Raw genomic sequence first — 20,748 nt, 5'->3', positions numbered from 1 at the left:
TTCATCAGGCATGGAAGCGCGACAGGAACGCTTTCAGGCGCTCGTTGCTCGGGCTGCGCAGAATATCGGTCGGCGAGCCCTCCGCCGCGATGCGCCCGGCTTCCATGAAGACGATCCGGTCCGAGACGTCGGCCGCGAAGGAGATCTCATGGGTGACGATAACCATCGTCATTCCCTGATCCGCGAGGCTGCGTACGACGCCGAGAACCTCGCCGACCAGCTCGGGATCGAGCGCGCTCGTGACTTCGTCCAGGAGAAGGGCATCCGGCTGCATGGCCAGGGCCCGCGCGATCGCGACGCGCTGCTTCTGTCCGCCGGAAAGCTGGTTCGGCCAGGCATCGCGCTTATCGGCGAGCCCGACCTTCGCGATATAGTCCATCGCGATCTCGACGGCCTCGGCGCGGGGCTTGCGCTGCACGATGATCGGTCCTTCGATCACGTTCTCCAGAACCGTCTTGTGGGGAAACAGATTGAAGTGCTGGAACACCATGCCGACATGGCGCCGTAGCTCGCCCTGGCCCATGAAATGGGCATCGCCGACATGTTTGAGACCAACGCGCCTGCCGCGGAAGAGGATATCGCCGGCATCGGGCCTTTCCAGCATGTTCATGCAGCGGATGAAGGTGGACTTTCCCGAGCCGGAAGGGCCGATGATCGAGAGGACCTCGCCGGCTTTCACCGCCAGGTCGATGCCATGGAGCACCTTCAGGGCCCCGAAGTTCTTGGTGACGCCGGAGGCTTCCAGGAGGGAGCCGGACGAAGCGGACGAAGGCTTGGAGGTCGACGAAGGTTTGGAGGTCATGGAACGCCTTTCCTCAATTGCCCGCGCGCATGCGGCGCTCAACGACGTCGGCGAATTTCGTGACCGGGAACAGGATGACGAAATAGAGGATCGCGACAGCCGTATAGGCCTCCAGCGGTCGATAGGTCTGCCCGTTCACGACGGTCGCCATATAGGTGAGGTCGGCGACCGAGATGACCGATACGAGTGAGGTGTTCTTGAACTGCGTGACCGACTGATTGATGAAGGCGGGCATCATCCTGCGGATCGCCTGCGGCAGGACGATCCTGCGCATGACTTGCCATCCCGACATGCCGATCGCGGCGCCTGCTTCGGATTGCCCCTTGTCGATCGAGACGATGCCACCCCTGAAGACTTCGGCATAGAATGCGGCCGCATAGAGCGACAGCGTCGTCATCGCAGCCGCCCAGTTCGGGATGTCGATCCCGAGAATCAGCGGCAAGGCGTAATAGATCCAGAGCAGCTGCACGAGCAGGGGCGTGCACCGGAACAGCTCCTGGAAGCCCTGTGCGAACCAGTTCAGCGGTCCATTGCCCGACAGCCGCGCGAAGCAGACCGCCAGGCCGAGGATCAGGCCAAGTGCGATCGAGCCGATMGTATAGACGACGGTGATCCACGCCCCCCACAGGAAGAGATCGCTCGCCTGGAGGATCGGGGCAAAGCTCCACGTATACATGTTCTCTCCAGCCTTCCGTGGAGGCGGCCCTCGCGGGCCGCCTGGGAGTTCAGCCGCCGAAGCCGAAGCCTTCGGGCATATCGTCCAGCGTGATGCCGAATGGCTCCAGGCTGTTCACGATCCAGGTCTGGTTGTTGCCGATGCGGCGGTTGTATTCGGCCCAGGAGGAGATGAAGGCCTTCCACTTCTCGTCGGTTCCCCAGTTCATAGCCACCACCGAAGGGGTGGAGAGCACGGGCTGCGGCACCATGACCTTGCCGATGCCGCTGGCCTTCTTGGCCATGACGAGGCCGTTGAGCATCGTGTTCACGAGGCCATCGGCCTTGCCGGTGACGACGGCGACGATCGCTTCGTCGCGGGACTTGAACCGAAGCATCTTTGCCTTCGGCAGGTATTGCTGCGCGATGAGGTCCTGGGAGGAGCCGAGATCGACGGCAAAAGTGTATTTGGGATCGTTGAGCTCGGCCCAGCTCCGCTTCGACAATTCGGGCTTCGGCGAGACGATGACGAAGCTGTTGAAATAGGTCGGCTGGGAGAACGCGACCGACAGCGCCCGTTGCGGCGTCGCGGTGACGCCCAGGGCCAGATCAGCCTTGCCGCTCTGCACGTCCAGGATCGAATTGGGCCAGGTCGATTCAACGACCTGCAATTTGACGCCCAGCGTCTTGGCGATGTCCCTGGCCATCTCGATGGCAAAGCCGCGCCATTCGCCGGTCCGCGGATCCTTGTTGAAATAGGGATCCTCGTTGAGAATTCCCGGGATGCGCAGAACGCCGCGAGCGCGCACGGCTTCCACGGTATCCTCGGCTCTGGCCGTTCCCGAAAGCGCCAGCAGCGAGAGGCCGGCGGCGCAGATTGCCCGAAGGACTTGTTTCATGGGTCTAAACTCCGTTCCCCGCCGATGTACTCGGCCTTGCTCCGATATCCGGATTGACGGCAGCGTAGGCGAGCCACCCTCGCGAACAATGCGAGAGTAGCCCCGCTTCCTACCGGTTTTTTTATATGTTGGCGGTTGTCTCGTAGGTCTTGAGGCTCGCCTCGAGCGACGCAAGGCTCTCCGGGCGCAACGGGGCGAGCGGCGCTCGGATTTCGGTGCTGATGGCCCCGGTGCGGGCGAGCGCTGCCTTCAGCGGTACTGGATTGCTCTCGATGAAGAGATGTCCAATCACGTCGAACAGAGCCTCATGAAGGCGCCGAGCCTTGTCTGTCTCGCCAGCGACCCAGGCCTTGTGCAGAGCGACGATGTCCTTGGGCAGCAGGTTCGAGGCGACGCTCGTCACGCCGTCGGCACCGACCGCGAGGAAGGGCAGGGTGAGCCCATCATCGCCTGAGTGGATCACGAATTCCTCACCGAGGGCACGGCGCAGTTCGGTGATCCTCTCGACCTTGCCGCCGGCCTCCTTGATGCCGACGATGTTGGTATGGGCTTTCGCCAGGCGCGCCGCCGTCTCCGGCGCGATTTCGACTCCGGTACGTCCCGGCACGCTGTAGAGCATGATCGGGATCTCCACCGCCGCAGCAATGGCGGAGAAATGGTCGAACAGGCCGGCCTGAGAAGGCTTGTTGTAATAGGGCGTGACGATCAGGAGGCCGTCGACGCCCAGCGCCTGCGCCCGCACGGCTTTCCCGATGGCCAGGTTCGTCGCGTTGGATCCTGCGCCGGCCATCACGAAGGCTCGGCCTTTGGCCGCTGCGACCGTGGTGCGAATGACGTCCTCTGCCTCGCTGTCAGTCAGGGTCGCGGCCTCGCCCGTGGTGCCGACCGGTACAAGCCCGGCCACACCCGCTTCCAGCTGCTTCTTGATCAAGGCTTCGAGCGCCGGGGTATCGACCGCGCCGTTCCTGAACGGCGTCACGAGAGCGGTGAAGACGCCAGCCATGCGCTGACGAAGTTGCTTATCGATCATTGTGCAATTCCCTTTTCCCGAAGCCTCAGTCGATGACGACCTTGGTCTCGCTCATTTCCCGCAAGGTCATGTGGATGCCCTCGCGTCCCAGGCCGCTGGACTTGATTCCGCCGAACGGCACGTTCTCGGCCCTGAAATCGGGGCCCTCATTGATCATCACGCCACCGACGCGCAGTTCGCGCGAGAAGCGTTTGACCAGCGCGTGATCGTTGGTGAAGACGCCGGCCTGGAGGCCGTAGATGCCGTCACTGACCTCGGCGATGACGCTGCCGACATCGCTGAAGCGGCGGACTGCCAGAACCGGGCCGAAGGTTTCGGAGCGCACGAGGTCCGTGCCTTCCGACACGGCGTCGAGGAGCGTCGGAGCAAAGAGCGTCCCCTTCCGGACGCCGCCTGCCAGCAGCTCTGCCCCATCGGTGACCGCCTGCCTGACACGCCGCTCCACCTCCATGGCGGCCTGCTCATCGATGACGGTTCCCATGACCGTGTCCGCATCGGCCGGATCGCCCGTGCGAACGGCCTCGATTCTCGCGACGATGCGCTCCAGCATGGTTTCGCGAATGGAGTCGTGAAGGAAGAGGCGCTTCACCGCAGCGCAGCTTTGCCCGGCGATCTCGAAACGATGGCCAATGGCGACGTCGGCCGCGCGGTCCAGATCGGCGTCGGGCATGACGATCAGCGGGTCATTGCCACCGAGCTCCATCAGGCAACGGACCAGGCCGGATGCGTTCTTCAGCGCCAGCCCGGCTGCGGGTCCGCCGGTGAAGCTCAGAATGTCGATATCGCCGCCGGCAATGGTCGCGGCGACCTCGGCGCCCCCATGCACGACGGTGAACAGGCCTGCGGGAAAGCCGGCCTTGGCAGCGAGTTCGGCCAGGCGCGCCGCCGCGAGCGGCGCCTTCGGTGACGGCTTGGCAACGACCGCGTTGCCGGCCGCGATCGCGGGACCGAGCTTATGGCAAAGCAGGTTGAGCGGATAGTTGAAGGGCGTGATCGCCCCGACCACGCCGGCGGCCTCATAGGTGATGGACGCGAACTTGCTGGGCGCGCCGGGCACAATTGCCGTCGGCAGCACCTCGCCATGCAGCACGGTCACCGCATCGCCGGACAGGCGCAGGGTGTTCTGGGCGCGACGGACCTCATTGCGGGCCTCCGCGATCGTCTTGCCGACTTCAGCGCAGATGATTTTGGCCATATCGTCGGCCTCATCAGCGAGAAGCACCGCGAGGCGGTAGAGCAAGGCCTTGCGTTCCGCCGGAGTGCTGAAGCGGAACTCGCGCCACGCCMGGCGCGCGCCTTGCAGAGCTTTTGCGACCGCGACCTCATCGGCAACCGCGACCTGACCAATTCTGGCGCCCGAGTAGGGATTGAACACCTCGATCTGTGGGGATGCGGTTGCGGCTGCGGGACGTTTCACAAGGGTGATGGTCACGGTCTAGGACTCCAGATCGTCTGTTTTCAGGTCGGCAAGTGCTGCCAAGGACACCGGCCGCAGGGGCCAACGAGGTGGGATGGCCGAAGGCACGGCCTCGCCGCGCAGGGCGGCGATCGTCGGGCCGCAGAAACGCCCCTGGCAGACACCCATCCCGAACCGCCCCATGAGGCGGATCTCCCGAGTCGAGGCATCGTCCGGGAGCGATCTGAAGTCGGAGAGGCGACGCGCCTCGCAGCGGCAGATCAGCGTCTCGGGGGTTGGCTCCGGCAAGGCGGAGCGGAACAGGTTGAAGAGGGCGGCCTGGACATTCCGCGCCGCCGTCAGCCTGGCCTCGACTTGCCCGTCGGGACGCCGCATCCCCAGACGCGCGAGGACCGTGCAGGCTGCACGGCGGCCGTCCAGGATGGCCGCGTCCGCGCCCAGAACCTCGCGCCCGTCGCCGGCAAGGACAACGGGAACGGCCCCGTCAGGATCCGAAAGGGGTATGCCGACCCGGTTGGGCTCGATGCCGTCATGCACCAGCACATGCCGGGCGCGCAGACGATGAAGGGAGCCACTGCGCCTGACCCGAATGTCCAGACCCGCATCATCCTCGCGAACGGAGAGGATGTCGGTTCCGGTCCGGTAGGGGACGCCCTGCGACAGGAGCGTGGCGGCGTAGGAAGCCGCCTCGCCGAGTTGCGGCCCTGCCCCGACCATCTGCAGCAGGGCGTTGAAGCGAAGCCATGGACGCCCTCGCTCCAGCACCGCGACCGGCGGGTTGCCCGCCTTGGCAAGCTGTGCGGATACGGCAAGAAGAAGGGGGCCTGTTCCGGCGACCAGGATGGGCCCCGTCGGTGGGACGCCGGTCTCCTTGAGCAGGACCTGAGCTCCGCCCGCGGTCATGACGCCCGGCAGGTCCCAGCCCTCGAACGGATGGATCTTCTCAACCGCTCCGACAGCGATGACTGCCGCGCGGACCGTGCGGGCAAAAACCCTGCCGGCCGCCCGATCGTCGAAGAGATGGCGGCCATCGCCGTCGACGCCCAGGAAGACGGTGTCGGTGCGCAATTCGATGCGGCTGCCGGCAGCCTCGATACGCTGGGCGAGCTCGGCCCAGTTGCGTCGGTGCCGGGCGGGCGTGTGCACGGCATGGGCCGCGCCGCGGGCCGCCTGGCGGTGGATCGCGCCGCCCAGTTGATCGCGCTGCTCGACCAGAAGCACACGCAATCCAGCCTCTGCGAGAGTGGCCGCAGCGCTTGCTCCGGCGGGCCCGCCGCCGACGACGAGGATCGGAATGTCAGTCATTCCGCCCCCCAACCGAGGGCATGGACCCAATTCTCAACCCATCCCTGGCGGGCGTCAGGCACGCCTCGACCGGTGCGCCACCCTCGACCGAGACGACGCAAGCCTGGCACGCGCCGATGCCGCAGAAGACACGTCCGCGCACCGGCGCGCCTTCCGGACCGAGGCTGAGGATGCCGGCCCGGCCCAAGGCCGCTGCAATCGTCTCGCCGGGGCGGAAGGGCACGACGCGATCGTTCCAGAATATCCGCGACATCATTGGCAGGCCTCGACCCCGGCAAATCGAGCGGGTGTCAGCATCGAAAGATCGGCGGCGAGCGGCCGGTCCAGGACTATTCGCGCCGCGGATTCGCCCATGAAGGGACCAAGGCAGATGCCGTCGCCCTCGAAACCGGTCGCGACGACGAGCCCATCGACATGCGGGTGCCTGCCGATGATCGGCAGCCCATCACGCGAGGCCGTCCGCACGCCCGCGAATGTTCTCACCACGCGCCGCGCCCCGAGCGGTGGATAGAGATCGAGGGCTGCCCGCAAGATGGCCGACACGGTCACCGCGTCTGTTCGATGATCGCTGCGATTGTCCTCTCGACTGCCGCCCAGAAGGAACTGGCCGGTCACCAGCGGGTCGATGACGAGGCCGATATGCGATCTGTCCAGAACGATGCCGCGCTTGGCCGCGAGATAGGAGGCGGCCATGAGATGCCCGTCGATGGCGGGACGCCCGGCACTTGCCCGATCGGTGACGACCATCTGTCCCTTCCGCGGGATAAGGATGTCGCCCAGGTTCAGGAGATGGGCCGATCCGATACCGGCCGCGACGAGGACCGCGTCCGCCGGCAGGACTTCGTCCGCGAGCGCGACGCCGACGGCACGGCCATCCCGCACCACGATCTCGGACACCGGCGCCCGGCGCCGCACGACGATGTCGCTCCGCTGCAGCAGGCGCGCCGTGATCTGGTACCCAAGGGCGTGGCCGTCATCGGGAATCTCGAGGGCGGCCGCGACGCGTTCGCCAAGACCGGGGATGCGGTTCATCAGGTCGGCTCGCGCGACCGCGATGACGCGTTCGCCGGCCTGGGCGAGGTCAGCGCCGTGCTGCGACACGAGTTCCGCTTCAAGGGCGTTCTGCGCGATCAGGAAGGTCGAGCGGCGATGGAACAGCCCTTGGAAGAGGCCGTCGGCTTCCAACTGACCGTAGAAGGCCCTGGCATGACGGGCGAGGTCCATCATCGGCCCCGGGCGCTTGCTGGCCACCGAGACCGCGCCGTCGGATGCGCCGGTCGCACCGGCTGCCGGGCCCGATGCATCCAGCAACGTGACCCTTGCGCCCGCGGCCGCGAGGAAATGGGCGGCGGCAGCACCGACGATTCCCGCGCCAACCACGGCGACATGCATTGAGGAGGGGCGGGCCATGACGGCGATCTTGTTTCCCAGAAGAGGTGCGCCGAACCTCTTCCGCTTCGCCCGGCCGGTCGATCCAAATGATCGGCGCCGACTTGCCTCATTGTTTGAAAGTGGCGGAAATCGCTCGGCTGTGGGACATGCAGGTCGCTTTCCTGGGAGGGGCTGCCATGCGTGACGCCAACCTGACGCTCATCCAAACGTTCTTCATCGTTGCGCGCGACGGCTCCTATTCCGCAGCCGCGCGCAAGCTCGGCATGAGCTATCAGTCTGCCGCCAATCATGTCCGGCGGCTTGAGCAGGTTCTGGGAGAGCGCCTGGTGGTCTCGGAGCAGGGCGCGAAGACGGTTATTCTGACGCCTCGCGGACGCAGCCTCTACAAGTTGCTGCTGCCTGAGCTGGATACGATGCTCGCCCGGCTCGACCGCACCCTGGACAAGGAGCGTCCGGTCCTGCGTATCGGGCTTCCGCAAGCCATCTTCTACTATCTCCTGCCGCCGGTCCTGGCCCGCTTCCGTGAGCGTTACCCCCAGGTGGAGATCGTGGCCTATGAGCGCGACACGTCGCTCCCGGAACTGATCAAGGACGGCAGCCTGGATGTCTGCATCACCGAACGGTATTTCGGGGACCCGAACGTTCCGCAGCACCTCGTCTGCACCTATCGGCCGGCGCTGATCTTCCCGACGTCCTGGGGGGATCCGCCTTCGCCGAGCAGCATCAAGGATTGGGCCACAGGCCGGCCGTTCGTGACCTATGAGCCAGGCCAGCTCCTTCGCAATCTCGCGGTCGACTATCTCAGGCCACAGGATTCCGAAATGGAGATCGCGATCTCGACGTCGGGCAGTTCGAGCGTCAAGCGATGTGTCGAGGCCGGCCTCGGCTTTGCGATCATTCCGGAATGGTGCCTGGGGGAGCAGGAGCCAAATGTAACAAAGGTTGATATAGATGGATTGCCGGAGATTCCGATTTACTTTGGTGAGGCAATTTTTCTATTCAATAATACCTATGTCAAATCGCTGAGGCAATTGTGTACGGATCTGATTAAATTCTATTAGAAGTCGAAATTTGCTTAGTTATTACAGATTCCGAGCATTGCATGAGGCCTTCCCTGATCGCTGGGTGGCACCCTGCTACAGGTGAATGCTCGCGAAAGCGAACGCGGCGACCTTCGCAGTCAGGTAAAGCGATCGGCTGCCGATGCTTCCGCGGGGGTTCTGGGCCACTCCGCCAGCCGCCTCAGCGGAGGTCGATGGTTGTCTCGACACTATGCTGAAGCGAGGGCGCATCGTCTGACGTGAGCGACATGCGCAGGCGCACGACGCGTCCTTGCAGGTTTCCCTCGCGTACGACGCGCTCGATCTCCCGTTGAGAGGTCAGCCCGACCTCCTTCAGGAACTTCCGGACGGCCATGTTGAAACGGTCCTCATCCATGATCGCTCTCCAAACTCGCTGCCAAGGGCCGCGTACATTGGTGATACACCCGGATGAGCTCACCGGCAGCACCCGCGCAATTGAGCGCGCATCGGCTTTCGGCGTCGGGGGCCGCTCAACGGTCGTCCAGCGCGTCATCCGGATGGATTGGGAAGACTGGCCGGCGGAGCTGCGTGTAGGGCAGCGAAGCGATCTTGCTGGTGCAGGGGCCGGATGTTGCAACCGTGTAGCTGCCCTTGGCGATCTTGTCGTAGGCACGCCGATGCGCGACGGCCGCCTTGACGCCGATCGCCTTCAGGGTCTCCGGGTGGATGCCCTGCGAGCGGAACTGCCCAAGGTCGAAGGGGGGTGTCTTGCGGCTGGTCAGCAGCACGCTGATCCCGCGTCCAGTGGTCACCACGGCAGAGGGCCCCATGCTGAAATGGGCGCCCTGGGAGGCGGCTAGATGGCTGTTCAGGTCCTCCAGCGCAAAGTCGCCATCGCTTGAGCTGACGAATCGGGCCTCGATTTCGACTGGGCCTTCGGCAATGGCGCTCCCCTTGCCGCCGACCGAGATCCTCCGGACATCGCCCGGCCTGGCATCAGAGAGCGCAGCAACCGCCGCGGCGTCGGCGATGGCAATGGCACAGTTCTCGACCTCATGGCGCAGGAACGCGCGGAGCACGGACGTGCCGTCGCCGGGCGCGCCACCACCGATATTGTCCGCCGGCTCGACGACGATATAGGGGCCGCCCGGCAGACGCTGAATCTCCGCAACGGCGTCGTCGAGATCCCATTCGCTGGGCAGGCCGAAGGCGCGCAGGGTCGCGGCCGTTTCCGTGAGCCGCGCCAGCGCTCCACGCGCCTCAGCTTCCGCTCCCGTGGTCACCACGCAGAATGCGACGCCGGCCTCGGGAACATCGGAGAATGAATAGCCGCCGACGACGTTGACAGCCCAGATCGCGGGATCGTCGCTTTCGATCGCCCGAGCCATGGCCTCGAGCTCGCGCATCGGCCGATCGGCCGTTCCGGTTCCTGTCGGTGGCCACATGACGGGAGCGTTGCACGAATGCATGCGCGGAAGGCTGTTCTCGTTCAGGGCCCGTGCGAGCAGCTGCGCCGCGCGCTTGGCCGATTCCCGAGCATCGGTGTGCGGGTTCTCGCGATAGGCAACGAGGCCATTGGCGTGGGCAGCCATGGCCGCGGTGAAATTCGCGTGGAGGTCGAAGACACCGAAGACCGGCAGGTCCTCGCAGCCGGGCACCGCACGGATATGGGCGAGCAAAGCACCCTCCGGGTCGAGACATGCTGACGTCACCATGGCACCGTGCAGGGCGAGCCAGATGCCGTCGAGGCCGCCATCCGCAAGCGCTGCCCTGAGCCCTGCGTCGAACTCGTCTCGGAAGCGGTCGAAGACAGCCTGTTCGACGGTGCCCGAGGGCAGGGCCGTGTAGTCGATCGTCGGTACGACCTGCCACCCCTCGGCTTCGGCCACCTCCAGGAAACCATCGAGCGTGGATCCGTCTCCGCGCCGCTGCAACACCTCGCCACCGCGCCGGATCGTGAAGTCGGCGAGGCTCGTAACCTCGTCGATGAAGCTGTGCGTCTCGTGAAACAGCGCGGCGAGCAGGATGCGGCGGGGGCGTGCCATGCTGGGGAAACCAATCTCGACAGGAAGCGGCGTGGCACCATTTCGGACGCGGGGGCGTTCCGGATCAAGACGCCATTATTCCGTCAGGAGAAACCACTCTGCTTTGACAGGGGGAAGCGACCTCCCGTTAGATCCTGGCGGAGGAGCGGGACGGTGCGGTTGCGTCGTGTCGCCGAGCGGGGGCTATCTGCATGCGCGTCTTCGTTGCATCGCTGGCGACTGAAACMAACACCTTCGCTCCGCTCTTCGTCGATCGCAGCGCCTTTGAGGCGGCCTTCTACTGTCCGCCCGGTACGCACCCGGAAACGCCGACGCTGTGCTCGGCGCCGGTGGTCGCCGCCCGCCGCCGCGCTGCCAGCGAGGGCTACACCCTGATCGAGGGCACGGCGACATGGGCCGAGCCTGCAGGGCTCGTCTCGCGCGAGGGCTATGAAAGCCTGCGGGATGAAATTCTTAGCCAGCTTCGTGAGGCGCTCCCTGTCGATATCGTGCTGCTGGGGCTGCATGGCGCAATGGTTGCGCGCGACTATGACGATTGCGAGGGCGACCTGATGGCGCGCGCCCGCGCGCTTGCCGGCCCCGATTGCGTCATCGGGGCCGAGCTCGACATGCATTGCCATCTCACCACTGAGATGGTCGATGCCGCTGATGTCATCATTGCCTTCAAGGAGTTTCCGCATACCGACTTTCTCGATCGGGCGGAGGATCTTCTCGAGCTCTGTCTGCGGACAGCGCGCGCGCAGGTGAAACCCGTCAGCGCTGTCTTCGACTGCCGCGGAATTGCGAGCTTCATGACAAGCCGCGAGCCAGGTCGCAGTTTCGTCGACCGTATCAAGGCGATGGAGGGCAGGGACGGTATCCTGAGCATCTCGGTCGCGCACGGCTTCCAGGCGGCGGACGTGGCGGATGTCGGCACGAAGGTGCTCGTCATCGCCGATCGCGATGCGGGCAAGGCGGCAGCGCTCGCCAAGACGCTTGGGCTGGAAATCCTGCGCTGGGGTCCCAGCGGTGCGGCGCCGAAGCACTACAAGCCTGATGAGGGTATCGAGGCGGCGCTGGCACTGGCGCAGGATGGCCGTCCCGTCATCCTCGCCGATCGCTGGGACAATCCCGGCGGCGGCGTCGCCGGCGATTCCTCCGTGATGGTCGAGGCGCTGCTCAGATGGCCGGAGGTGCCGGCCGCGATCGGGGCGCTCTGGGACCCCGTCGCCGTGAGCCTGTGCCGCGCCGCCGGGGTTGGAGCCGAGATTTCCCTGCGCTTCGCTGGCAAGGCTGCGCCGTCGTCGGGCCGGCCGATCGATGCCACGGTGCTGGTGACAGGCACGACGTCCGAGCTTGTGGTGCCCTTTGCGCAGAGCTKGGTTTCGCTCGGGCCGGCTGCGGCGATCCGCATCGGCGCTCTCGATATCGTCCTCGCATCGACCCGCGCTCAGACCTTCAGCCCTCCGGTCTTCACCAATCTCGGCATTGATCTGGCTGCAAAGCGGGTCGTGGTCGTCAAATCCTCGAACCATTTCCATGCGGCCTTTGCGCCGATCGCGGCCAGCGTTCTCTATCTCGACAGCGGCGGCCCATACCCACCGGACGCCAGCAAGATCGCCTACACCAAGATCCGCCGCCCATTCTCGCCGCTGGACCCGAACCCATGGCTCTGATCGCCCCCGGTGGCGCGCTGCCGCGTCTGTCACTCGCCGATATCGACGATCAACGCCTCGATGGGCTGAGCAAGGGGCTGCCGCCAGGCATATCGGGCCTGCGACTGGGCGATATCGGGACGCAAGGCTGGAATGTTCTGGCCGGCGACTTGCCGCTCCCGATTGCGGTGATCCGCGAGAGCGTGCTGAGGCGAAACAGCGTCTGGATGAGCGCGTTCACCGCAGAGAACGGTCTGGTGATCGCGCCCCATGGCAAGACGACCATGGCGCCGCAGCTCTTCGACCTGCAGATCGCCGACGGCGCCTGGGCCATTACCGTGGCGACGATCCAGCAGCTTCAGGTGTGCCGCCAATTCGGTGTCAGACGCGTGATCCTCGCCAATCAGCCTGTCGGACGCCAGGAGATCACCGCCTGCCTCGATGCCGTGATGGATGAGGGCTTTGCGTTGTATTGCCTGGCCGACAGCGTCGAAGGTGTCGCATTGCTGGCGGAGGCCGCCCGGCGCGCGCCGCCGCCATCGGGCAATCCGCTGCGCATCCTCGTCGAGATCGGTTTCATGGGCGGCCGAACGGGTGCGCGCAGCCGGGCCGAGGCGATGGCGATCGCCCGTGCCATCAGTGGGGCGGCTGGGCTGCAACTTGCCGGGTTCGAGTGTTTCGAAGGGTTACATAGTGTCACCGCAGGTGCCGACCGCCTCCTCGACGACATGATCGACGTGGCGTTGGCCGCCGAAGCGGAGGGTTTGCTCGGCCCCGATCCCATGGTGCTGAGTGCCGGCGGAACCGCCCTTTTCGATCGCGTCGGAGAAAAGCTGAACGCGGCGTCCTTTGCGCGATCCATCGTGAAGGTCCTGCGCTCGGGTTGTTACCTGACGCACGATTCAACAGCCTATGCCAGTGCATTCCGGCGCATCGTCATGGAAACAAGCCTGACCCTGCCGGCGGGCGGACTCGAGCCGGCGCTTGAGGTCTGGGCCTATGTCCAATCGCGGCCCGAGCGAGGTCGTAGCCTGCTCACCGTCGGCAAGCGCGACATCAGCTACGACGCAGGCATGCCCGTTCCCCTGCGCTGGTTCCGGCAGGGCATGAGCAATCCCGAGCCGATGCCGGCAGGGCACACGGTTCTCGCACTCAACGACCAGCACTGCCATCTCGGTACGCCGGAGGACAGCCCGCTCCAGGTTGGAGACATGGTCGGCTTCGGCATCGGTCATCCCTGTACGACCTTCGACAAATGGGCTCTGCTGATGCTGGTCGACGACGATTACGGCGTGCGCGGGGCCGTCAGAACGTTCTTCTGAGAGGCCCTACTTGGAAACCGTGTTTCTTGTTGCGAAACCAGGAATCCTTGACGCGAATTCTGGCGACTCCTAGCCTCCGTCGGAGAGAGGGATGATCTGCGGGCGGGAATCGGCGAGGGCGACAGGCGTCTCGCTTCATGCGGCGGGTGCTGATGGGAGATCAGCGTCTTGTAGGCTTCAGGCCGAGATCATGCCCTGTGATCATATGTGGAAGGATCGTTCGTGAAGCCTCCGTCATTCCCGATGATCGCCCCCGAGCCGGAGATGGCAGAGGAGCTATCGCGCCGCAGCCTGCTGCGGCTTGTGCTCGCCAGCAGTGCCATGGCGCTTTCGCCCGCGATCATGGTTGGGGATGCTGCGGCCGAGACGCCGGTTTCCGGTGGAACACTGACGATCGGCGCCGATGCCGACCCGATCGGGCTGGATCCGGTCACGCTTACGGCGTTCTCCTCCTATGATTTCACCAGCCTGATCTATACGGGGCTGCTGCGCTGGTCCGCGCAGATGAAGATCGAGCCCGACCTCGCGCTGAGCTACGATCAACCCGATCCCAAGACCTATGTCTTCCGCCTGCGGCAGGGCGTGAAATTCCACAATGGCCAGGATTTCACGGCCAATGATGTGAAGCACACCTTCGATCGTATCCTGAGCCCGGCTTCCGGCAGCCGCCTGCGGGCGTTCTATTCCAGCGTCGATGCGGTTACGGTCATCGACCCCTACACTGTCAAATTCCAGCTGAACGCGACCGATGCGGCCTTCCTGAGCAATCTGGCGACCAGCCCCAATGGTGCGATCGTCCCGGCCGGGGTCGAGAACCTCAACACCCAGCCCGTCGGAACCGGCCCCTTCGTGTTCGAGGCCTATCAGCCGAATCTGCAATTCTCGCTGACCGCGCATGCGGGCTATTATGAGAAGGGGCAGCCGCATCTCTCCAGGGTGGTGTTCAAGTTCTACAAGGACCAGGCCACGCTGACCTCGGCGCTGCGGTCGCGCGCGATCGACATGACCTGGCTGAAGGACCCGAAAGTCGCGGCTGCGATTGCGCGCACCTCGCCCAACCTCGTGTCCGCTCCCGGTCAGACCTCGCGGACCTTCCCGATCTGGCTGAACATGAAGGCCAAGCCCCTGAACGATGTCAGGGTGCGCCGCGCGCTTAGCCTCGCGACCGATCGCAAGGCCTGCCTCGACACGATCCTGGGCGGTTCGGGCAAGATCGGCGCGATGATCCCGGAAAGCCAGGTCGGCGGCTATGATGGCACCGGGGAACTGCCCTACTACAAGCATGATCCGGCAGCGGCGAAGGTTCTGCTGGCCGAGGCCGGTTATCCCGAGGGCATCGATCTCGGCAATTACATCATCGTCGCAGCCAACCCGCTCGACGTCGCCTGTGCGCAGATCCTGCAGCAGCAATGGCAGGTGGCGGGAATCACGGTCAAACTGACGCCGATGGAGACGGCACCGCTCTTGACCATGTGGAACACCGGTACGTGGCCGACGCTGCTCTCGGTCGCCCTGTCCTGGACGCCGGACTCGGACGCCACCCTTCAATACATCAAGTCGGACAGCGCTACCGGCAAGGGCACCGGATCGAACGATGCCGCACTCGACAGAATGATCCTGGAAGCCCGCGCCGAACTCGACCTCGGCCTGCGTGCGGCCAAGAACATGGCGATCCAGCGCCATATCGCCGACCAAGCCTACATCATCCAAGTCTACCAGTACCCGCTCCGCTGGGAGATCTGGTGGAACTACGTCAAGGATTACGTTCCGATCGCTGCGAATATCCGCTCCTTCGTGCGCACGGCATGGCTGAAAAAATAACTCCCCCGTTCGCTCTCGGCACATTGGGCGCCGGCCGATGACGCGCTTTGTCCTCGGCCGCCTCGCCTGGATGCTGGTCATCCTGCTGGCGGTCTCCTTCATTGCCTTCGCGATGATGCGGGCTTTGCCGGGCGATTTTGCCATTGCCGCAGCGGGCTCACAGAGCGTCGCACCGGAGGTTCTGGCGGCGATCCGGCAGGAGCTCGGGCTCGATCGACCACTGCTGGCGCAATATGGGGTCTGGCTCGGGCATGCCCTCCTCGGTGATCTCGGCACGTCCTTCGTGACGCGCCAGCCGGTTCGGCCGGAATTGCTCAATCGGCTTGCGGTGACCTTCCAACTGACGCTGGTTGCCGCGATCATCTCGATGCTGATGGGGGTAGCGACCGGGCTGGCAGCGGCGCGGATGCGTGGCGCGATCGACTGGATCGTGCGGCTCTACAATGGCGTTATGCTGGCCGTGCCGAATTATGTGGTCGCGACGCTGATCGTGCTGCTCTTCGGCCTCTATTTCCCGCAGATCTCGATCTTCGGCTACACGCCGTTTCTCGAGGATCCGCTCGCCAATATCGGTAGCCTGCTGTTGCCGGCGCTCGCCCTGGCGCTGGCGGTCTCGGTCACGATTTCCGAGAACACCCGCGCTGCCGTCCTCGAGGTGGCCAACCAGGATTTCGTCATGGTCGCTCGCGCGAAAGGGCTGCCTCCGGGCAGGATCCTCCGCGACTACCTCGTCCGCAACGCCTTGACGCCGGTCATCACCGCAACCGGTCTCAAGATCGCAGCCCTGCTTGGCGGCAGCATCCTGGTCGAGACCATCTTCGCCATTCCCGGAATGGGCCAATATCTCTTCGATTCCATCAATAGCCGCGACTATCCGGTGATCCAGGCCATCGTCCTGACGGCGTCGGCGATCGTGGTCGTGGTGAATACGATGATCGACATCGCCTATGCACGGGTCGATGCGCGGGTGAAGCTGTGAGGGCCGTGTCGCAGGAGGGAGTTCAGGAGCGGGCTCTTGGCGCGTGCGCTCCCAAGGCGCTGCGGATCACGCAAGGCGGCCTGCTGCTGGGGATCGGGCTGGCAATGCTGGCCACGATGTTGATCGTCACGATCTTCGCGCCCTTCCTCGTGCCGTTCGATCCGTCCGCGACCTCGCCCGACTCTCTTGCCGGAGCCAGTGCGCGCCACTGGCTCGGTACGGACTCGATCGGTCGCGATGTCCTCAGCCGGCTGATCGTCGGTGGCCGCACGACCCTGCTGATCACGATCACGGCCGTCTTTATCGCCCTCGTCGGAGGTCTCGTCCTCGGGTTGCTCTCCGGCTATCTGGGCGGCCTGGTCGATGACGTGATCATGCGCGTCCTGGATGTGGTTTTCGCCTTCCCGGTGCTCCTTCTCGCGATTGCGGTCGTTGCGGCGCTTGGACCGACCATTCCCAATCTGATCCTCACCATCGCCATCGTGTACACGCCGGCAATGGCCAGAGTGGTGCGCGCGCCCGTGCTCAGCGTGAAGCAATGGGACCATGTCGAAGCGGCGCGCAGCATCGGCATGAGCGAATTGCGGCTGGTTCTCCGCCATATCCTGCCGCTCGTCGTCTCGCCGATCCTTGTCGCGACCAGCCTGACCCTGTCTCAGACGATCTTCACGGTCACGGCCCTGTCCTTCCTCGGGCTCGGGCCGCCGCCGCCAGACCCGAACTGGGGTGGCATGCTGTCCGAAGCGCGGCAATTCATGGAGCTGGCACCGCTGACCGTGATCGGCCCCGCCGCCGCGATCGTGTTCGCGACGCTGACCTTTATCGTCCTGGCCAATGGCCTGCGCGACGTGCTCGATGTCKGGAGCGTGCGATGATCCGCACCGGCCCTCTCCTCAGCGTCCGCAACCTGACCGCCAGCGTCACGACGCGCCGGGAGGTCATCCAGGCCGTACGCGGCATCTCCTTCGATATCGCTGCCGATGAAGCGGTCGGTTTCGTCGGCGAATCCGGCTGCGGCAAGAGCGTCACGGCCAAGGCGCTGATGCGGCTCACCCCCGAAGGCACCTCAGTCGCGCTTGGCGGCGAGGTCAGCTTCCTGGGGCAGGACATCCTGGCGAAGAGCGAAGTCGATATGCGGGCTCTGCGTGGGCGGCGCATCGCCATGGTCTTCCAGGATCCGATGACGTCGCTCAATCCGGTGCTGAGCATTGCCGCGCAAATGACCGACATGCTGCGCCACCACACCGGGCTGTCCGGCAAGGCGGCACGCGAACGCTGCATCGAACTGCTCGATCAGGTCGGGATACCTGATGCGGCGCGGCGCCTGGACGATCATCCGCACCAGTTCTCAGGCGGGATGCGCCAGCGCGTCATGATCGCGATGGCCATCTCCTGCGAGCCGGACCTGCTGATCGCCGATGAGCCGACGACGGCGCTCGACGTCACCGTGCAAGCGCAGATCCTGCGCTTGCTCCTGCGGCTGAAGGAGGAGCGCGGCATGGCGTTGATGCTGATCACCCATGATTTCGGCGTCGTGGCCGGCATGGTCGACCGGGTCAATGTGATGTACCGCGGCGAGATCGTCGAAGCCGGAGCGATCGAGAGGGTCTTCGCCGCGCCGCAGCACGCCTATACGCGCGCCCTGCTCGATGCCGTGCCGCGTCTCCAGAGCACCGGGCCGACGCGATGACCGCTCATGATCCCGCCGCACTCGCCGAGGCGCTGCCGCGGCCACTGCTTCAGGTCCGCGATCTGTCGGTGCGCTTTCCCGGCAGGGGCGACGGCAAGGCGCTGAAGGCGGTCGATCGTGTCTCCTTCGATATCGGACCCGGCCAGACGCTCGGGCTCGTCGGCCAGTCCGGGTCGGGCAAGACCACGACCGGCCGGGCGATCCTGCAGCTGCAGAAGACATATTCGGGCTCGGTGAAACTGCTCGGCGAGGAATTGACCACGATGCTGGCCGCACGATTGCGGCAGATGCGGCGCCATATGCAGTTCGTGCTGCAGAATCCGTATTCGAGCTTGCACCCGCGCATGACGATCGGACAGATCCTGCGCGAGCCGCTCCAGGTGCATCGCTCGGTGCCTCCTGCCCGGCTGCAGGACCGTGTCGCTGAGCTTCTGGACCTGGTCAGCCTCGACCCGGGCATGATGCAGCGCTACCCGCACGAATTTTCCGGCGGGCAGCGCCAGCGCGTCGTCATCGCCCGGGCCCTGGCGGTCAGCCCGGATTTCATCGTCTGCGACGAGCCGGTCTCGGCGCTCGACGTCCGCACCCAGGCGCAGATCGTGGACCTGTTGCAGTCACTTCAGGCGAAGCTCGGCCTGTCCTATCTGTTCATCGCGCATGATCTCGCGATCGTTCGCGAAGTCGCCCATCACGTAGCGGTCATGTATCGCGGCCGGGTCGTCGAAATGGGCAGCGCGGCTCAAGTCTATGACAGCCCCGCCCACCCCTATACGCGCGTATTGCTGGATGCAGTGCCGGTGCCCGATCCCGTCCGCCAGCGCGAACGGCTCCAGCGGCCGCCGCCGGATCTGCGCTTTCTCGAAGGCGATGGCGGGGGCTGTGTCCACGGCGACGATCACGCGAGCAGCAACACTGCGGAGTGGCACGAAGTCGCGGCAGGTCACGGCGTCTCGTGCCGCTATTGGCCGCGCCGAGAAGCGCTGTCTCGTGAGCCAGGCGAGGTCGGGAATACAGGTTTGCCGGTCCTGTGAAGATCGGAGCGGTTTCTTCTTGCGAAACAGAGAATCCTTGACCCGAAATAGCGCCGTCAGTACGTTTTTCCCATGTTTTCGCGCATTGCGACAGGTTCAACCGGCGTGAGCGCTCAATAACGAGGTGTGCGACCCATTGAGATCGCCTTGCCGTTGCGGCTGGCGAACCGTCGTTTTCCGGGAGGAATTCTGTGCGCCTGGCCTTGATTCACATTGTGCAGGAAACGAACGACTTCAATCCTGTACCGACCACGCTCGCGGATTTCGAGGCATTCGGCCTGTATGAGGGGGCCGAGATCGCGCGTCAGTTTGGCGAGATCGGGCAGATCGGCGGTCACTATGCAGCGGTGGCTGAATCCGGCCTTGCGGTCGAGACGATCCCGATCATCAGGGCCTGGAGCGTCGCCGGCGGCCGGATCACGCGCGCGGCGTTCGACTTCTTCCAGGACAAGATCCGGACCGGGCTCGCGGCTGTCGGCCCGATCGACGGGCTCGTCCTGCAACTCCACGGCGCCGCTGCTGCCGAGGATATCGACGATGTCGAAGGCGAGCAGGCCGAGCTCTGCCGTTCGATCCTCGGATCCGAGGTCCCGATCCTGCTTGGCCTCGATCACCACGCCAACATCACGCGCAAGATCATGGCCAATTGCACGGCGATCGTCGGGCATCGTACGCAGCCGCATGACGTCTTCGATACCGGCAAAATCGGGACGGCTCTGTTGCTCAAGATTCTCGCGGAGAAGCGGCGGCCGGTGATGGCCTGGCGCAAGATTCCGCTGCTGTCGCATCAAGAGCAGTTCCTGACGTCGAAGGGGCCGATGAAGCGCTGGTTCGATCGGGCCCGCGAGCTGGAGGCCGATGAGCGCGTGCTGCAGGCATCGAACTATCCGATGCAGCCCTGGCTAGATGTCGCCGAGGGCGGCTGGTCGACGATCGTCGTCACGGATGGCGACCCGTCCCTGGCCGAGACTCTGGCGGATGAGCTCGCCGACCTCGCCTGGTCGATGCGCGATGATTTCCAGGTCCGCGAGGCGCTCTCGGTCGACGAGGCCGTGCGCAAGGCCGACGCTGCCGAGCGCGGCATGGTCGTGCTCAGCGACACCGGCGATACCGTCTTCGGTGGCTCCGCCGGCGACAGCAACCTGATCCTGGAATCGATCCTCAGGCTCGGCATCGGCAGCCGCGCGCTGATCCCGCTGATTTCGCCGCAGGCCGTCGCGACGCTGGTCGCGGCCGGCGAGGGTGCACGGGTGACGCTGCCGCTGGGCGGCGATGCGGCGCCGGCCTTCTTTACGCCGCTCGAGGTCACCGGCACGGTCCGGCGTATCGGGGGTGGGCCCGTGCCGCTGATCTACAACCACCAGAACGAGGTCGATATGGGCCGGGTCGTCGTTTTCGACGTCGGGCCCGTGACGCTCCTGATCAGCGAGTTGCGCGGTGTCGCTGGCAATGTGCCGGGCGTCTACGAAGCTTTCGGCGTCGATCTCGCGGACTACAAGATGGCTGTCCTCAAGACGGCGTCGAATTTCCAGTATTTCGCGCCGATCTCCTCGCAGGTCATTCGTGCCGACACGCGCGGGCCCGGGCAGTCGGACGTCTTCACCTTGCCCTGGGCGCGGATTCCGCGCCCCGTCTATCCACTTGAAACAATAAGCGACTGGCGGGCGCATTCGACCCAGCCTGGCGCGGGGACGAGCTGATACGA

General features: G+C 65.1%; 19 protein-coding genes. 9 read left to right on the top strand and 10 right to left on the bottom strand.

Annotation, left to right across the window (positions count from 1 at the left end):
• Positions 1-4: 4 nt before the first annotated feature.
• From AC1DIO_RS01845 to AC1DIO_RS01810, 8 genes are all read right to left on the bottom strand, one after another.
• Positions 5-802 (bottom strand): amino acid ABC transporter ATP-binding protein, encoded by a 798-nt coding sequence (locus AC1DIO_RS01845; protein WP_441492124.1) that lies wholly within the window; start codon positions 800-802, stop codon positions 5-7.
• Positions 803-815: 13 nt separating this feature from the next.
• Complete coding sequence (locus AC1DIO_RS01840; RefSeq protein ID WP_441492123.1) at positions 816-1,478, bottom strand: amino acid ABC transporter permease; 663 nt, start codon at positions 1,476-1,478, stop codon at positions 816-818.
• Positions 1,479-1,527: 49 nt separating this feature from the next.
• Positions 1,528-2,355: a transporter substrate-binding domain-containing protein gene (locus AC1DIO_RS01835; RefSeq protein ID WP_441492122.1), complete on the bottom strand. Its 828-nt coding sequence runs from the start codon at positions 2,353-2,355 to the stop codon at positions 1,528-1,530.
• 121 nt (positions 2,356-2,476) lie between these two features.
• Complete coding sequence (gene dapA, locus AC1DIO_RS01830; RefSeq protein WP_441504217.1) at positions 2,477-3,385, bottom strand: 4-hydroxy-tetrahydrodipicolinate synthase; 909 nt, start codon at positions 3,383-3,385, stop codon at positions 2,477-2,479.
• 25 nt (positions 3,386-3,410) lie between these two features.
• Positions 3,411-4,817 (bottom strand): aldehyde dehydrogenase family protein, encoded by a 1,407-nt coding sequence (locus AC1DIO_RS01825; protein WP_476853067.1) that lies wholly within the window; start codon positions 4,815-4,817, stop codon positions 3,411-3,413.
• Between the two features lie 3 nt (positions 4,818-4,820).
• Positions 4,821-6,107 carry an FAD-dependent oxidoreductase gene (locus tag AC1DIO_RS01820; RefSeq protein ID WP_441504219.1) on the bottom strand — a complete coding sequence of 429 codons (1,287 nt, stop codon included), beginning with the start codon at positions 6,105-6,107 and terminating at the stop codon, positions 4,821-4,823.
• Complete coding sequence (locus AC1DIO_RS01815) at positions 6,100-6,363, bottom strand: 2Fe-2S iron-sulfur cluster-binding protein (RefSeq protein ID WP_441504220.1); 264 nt, start codon at positions 6,361-6,363, stop codon at positions 6,100-6,102. The genes AC1DIO_RS01820 and AC1DIO_RS01815 overlap by 8 nt, the downstream gene beginning before the upstream one ends.
• Positions 6,360-7,517 (bottom strand): NAD(P)/FAD-dependent oxidoreductase, encoded by a 1,158-nt coding sequence (locus AC1DIO_RS01810; protein WP_441492117.1) that lies wholly within the window; start codon positions 7,515-7,517, stop codon positions 6,360-6,362. The genes AC1DIO_RS01815 and AC1DIO_RS01810 overlap by 4 nt, the downstream gene beginning before the upstream one ends.
• A 68-nt stretch (positions 7,518-7,585) precedes the next feature.
• On the opposite strand from AC1DIO_RS01810, the gene AC1DIO_RS01805 reads away from it, so the two are divergent.
• Positions 7,586-8,560, top strand: coding sequence for a LysR family transcriptional regulator (locus AC1DIO_RS01805; RefSeq protein ID WP_441492116.1), 975 nt, complete (start codon positions 7,586-7,588; stop codon positions 8,558-8,560).
• Between the two features lie 181 nt (positions 8,561-8,741).
• Here AC1DIO_RS01805 and AC1DIO_RS01800 read toward each other — a convergent pair whose 3' ends face one another.
• Both AC1DIO_RS01800 and AC1DIO_RS01795 read right to left on the bottom strand, forming a co-directional pair.
• Entirely contained in the window at positions 8,742-8,936 is a 195-nt protein-coding gene (locus AC1DIO_RS01800; RefSeq protein WP_441504221.1) for a DUF6494 family protein, read from the bottom strand.
• A gap of 115 nt (positions 8,937-9,051) precedes the next feature.
• Positions 9,052-10,566, bottom strand: a complete 1,515-nt coding sequence (locus AC1DIO_RS01795; RefSeq protein WP_441504222.1) for a M81 family metallopeptidase — start codon at positions 10,564-10,566, stop codon at positions 9,052-9,054.
• Between the two features lie 191 nt (positions 10,567-10,757).
• Between AC1DIO_RS01795 and AC1DIO_RS01790 the strand changes: the two genes are divergently transcribed.
• The 8 genes from AC1DIO_RS01790 (at position 10,758) to AC1DIO_RS01755 (ending at position 20,743) form a co-directional block, all read left to right on the top strand.
• A complete protein-coding gene (locus AC1DIO_RS01790; protein WP_476853066.1) occupies positions 10,758-12,221 on the top strand; it encodes a M81 family metallopeptidase in 1,464 nt (487 codons plus the stop codon).
• The gene (locus AC1DIO_RS01785; protein WP_441504224.1) at positions 12,212-13,522 is read left to right on the top strand and encodes an alanine racemase; all 1,311 of its coding nucleotides are present in this window, start codon (positions 12,212-12,214) and stop codon (positions 13,520-13,522) included. The genes AC1DIO_RS01790 and AC1DIO_RS01785 overlap by 10 nt, the downstream gene beginning before the upstream one ends.
• Before the next feature lie 222 nt (positions 13,523-13,744).
• The gene (locus AC1DIO_RS01780) at positions 13,745-15,343 is read left to right on the top strand and encodes an ABC transporter substrate-binding protein (protein ID WP_441504225.1); all 1,599 of its coding nucleotides are present in this window, start codon (positions 13,745-13,747) and stop codon (positions 15,341-15,343) included.
• A gap of 37 nt (positions 15,344-15,380) precedes the next feature.
• Positions 15,381-16,322, top strand: a complete 942-nt coding sequence (locus AC1DIO_RS01775) for an ABC transporter permease (RefSeq protein ID WP_441504226.1) — start codon at positions 15,381-15,383, stop codon at positions 16,320-16,322.
• Positions 16,323-16,327: 5 nt separating this feature from the next.
• Positions 16,328-17,197 (top strand): ABC transporter permease, encoded by an 870-nt coding sequence (locus tag AC1DIO_RS01770; protein WP_476853065.1) that lies wholly within the window; start codon positions 16,328-16,330, stop codon positions 17,195-17,197.
• On the top strand, positions 17,194-18,012 hold the full coding sequence (locus AC1DIO_RS01765) for an ABC transporter ATP-binding protein (protein WP_441504228.1): 819 nt from the start codon (positions 17,194-17,196) through the stop codon (positions 18,010-18,012). Before AC1DIO_RS01770 ends, AC1DIO_RS01765 begins: the two co-directional genes overlap by 4 nt.
• The gene (locus AC1DIO_RS01760) at positions 18,009-19,043 is read left to right on the top strand and encodes an ABC transporter ATP-binding protein (protein WP_441504229.1); all 1,035 of its coding nucleotides are present in this window, start codon (positions 18,009-18,011) and stop codon (positions 19,041-19,043) included. The genes AC1DIO_RS01765 and AC1DIO_RS01760 overlap by 4 nt, the downstream gene beginning before the upstream one ends.
• Before the next feature lie 191 nt (positions 19,044-19,234).
• Positions 19,235-20,743, top strand: coding sequence for a M81 family metallopeptidase (locus AC1DIO_RS01755; protein WP_441504230.1), 1,509 nt, complete (start codon positions 19,235-19,237; stop codon positions 20,741-20,743).
• Positions 20,744-20,748 lie beyond the last annotated feature (5 nt).

The sequence above is a fragment of the Allobosea sp. 05T439 genome, from assembly GCF_056396005.1.
This window is presented reverse-complemented; position numbering and strand designations above follow the sequence as displayed.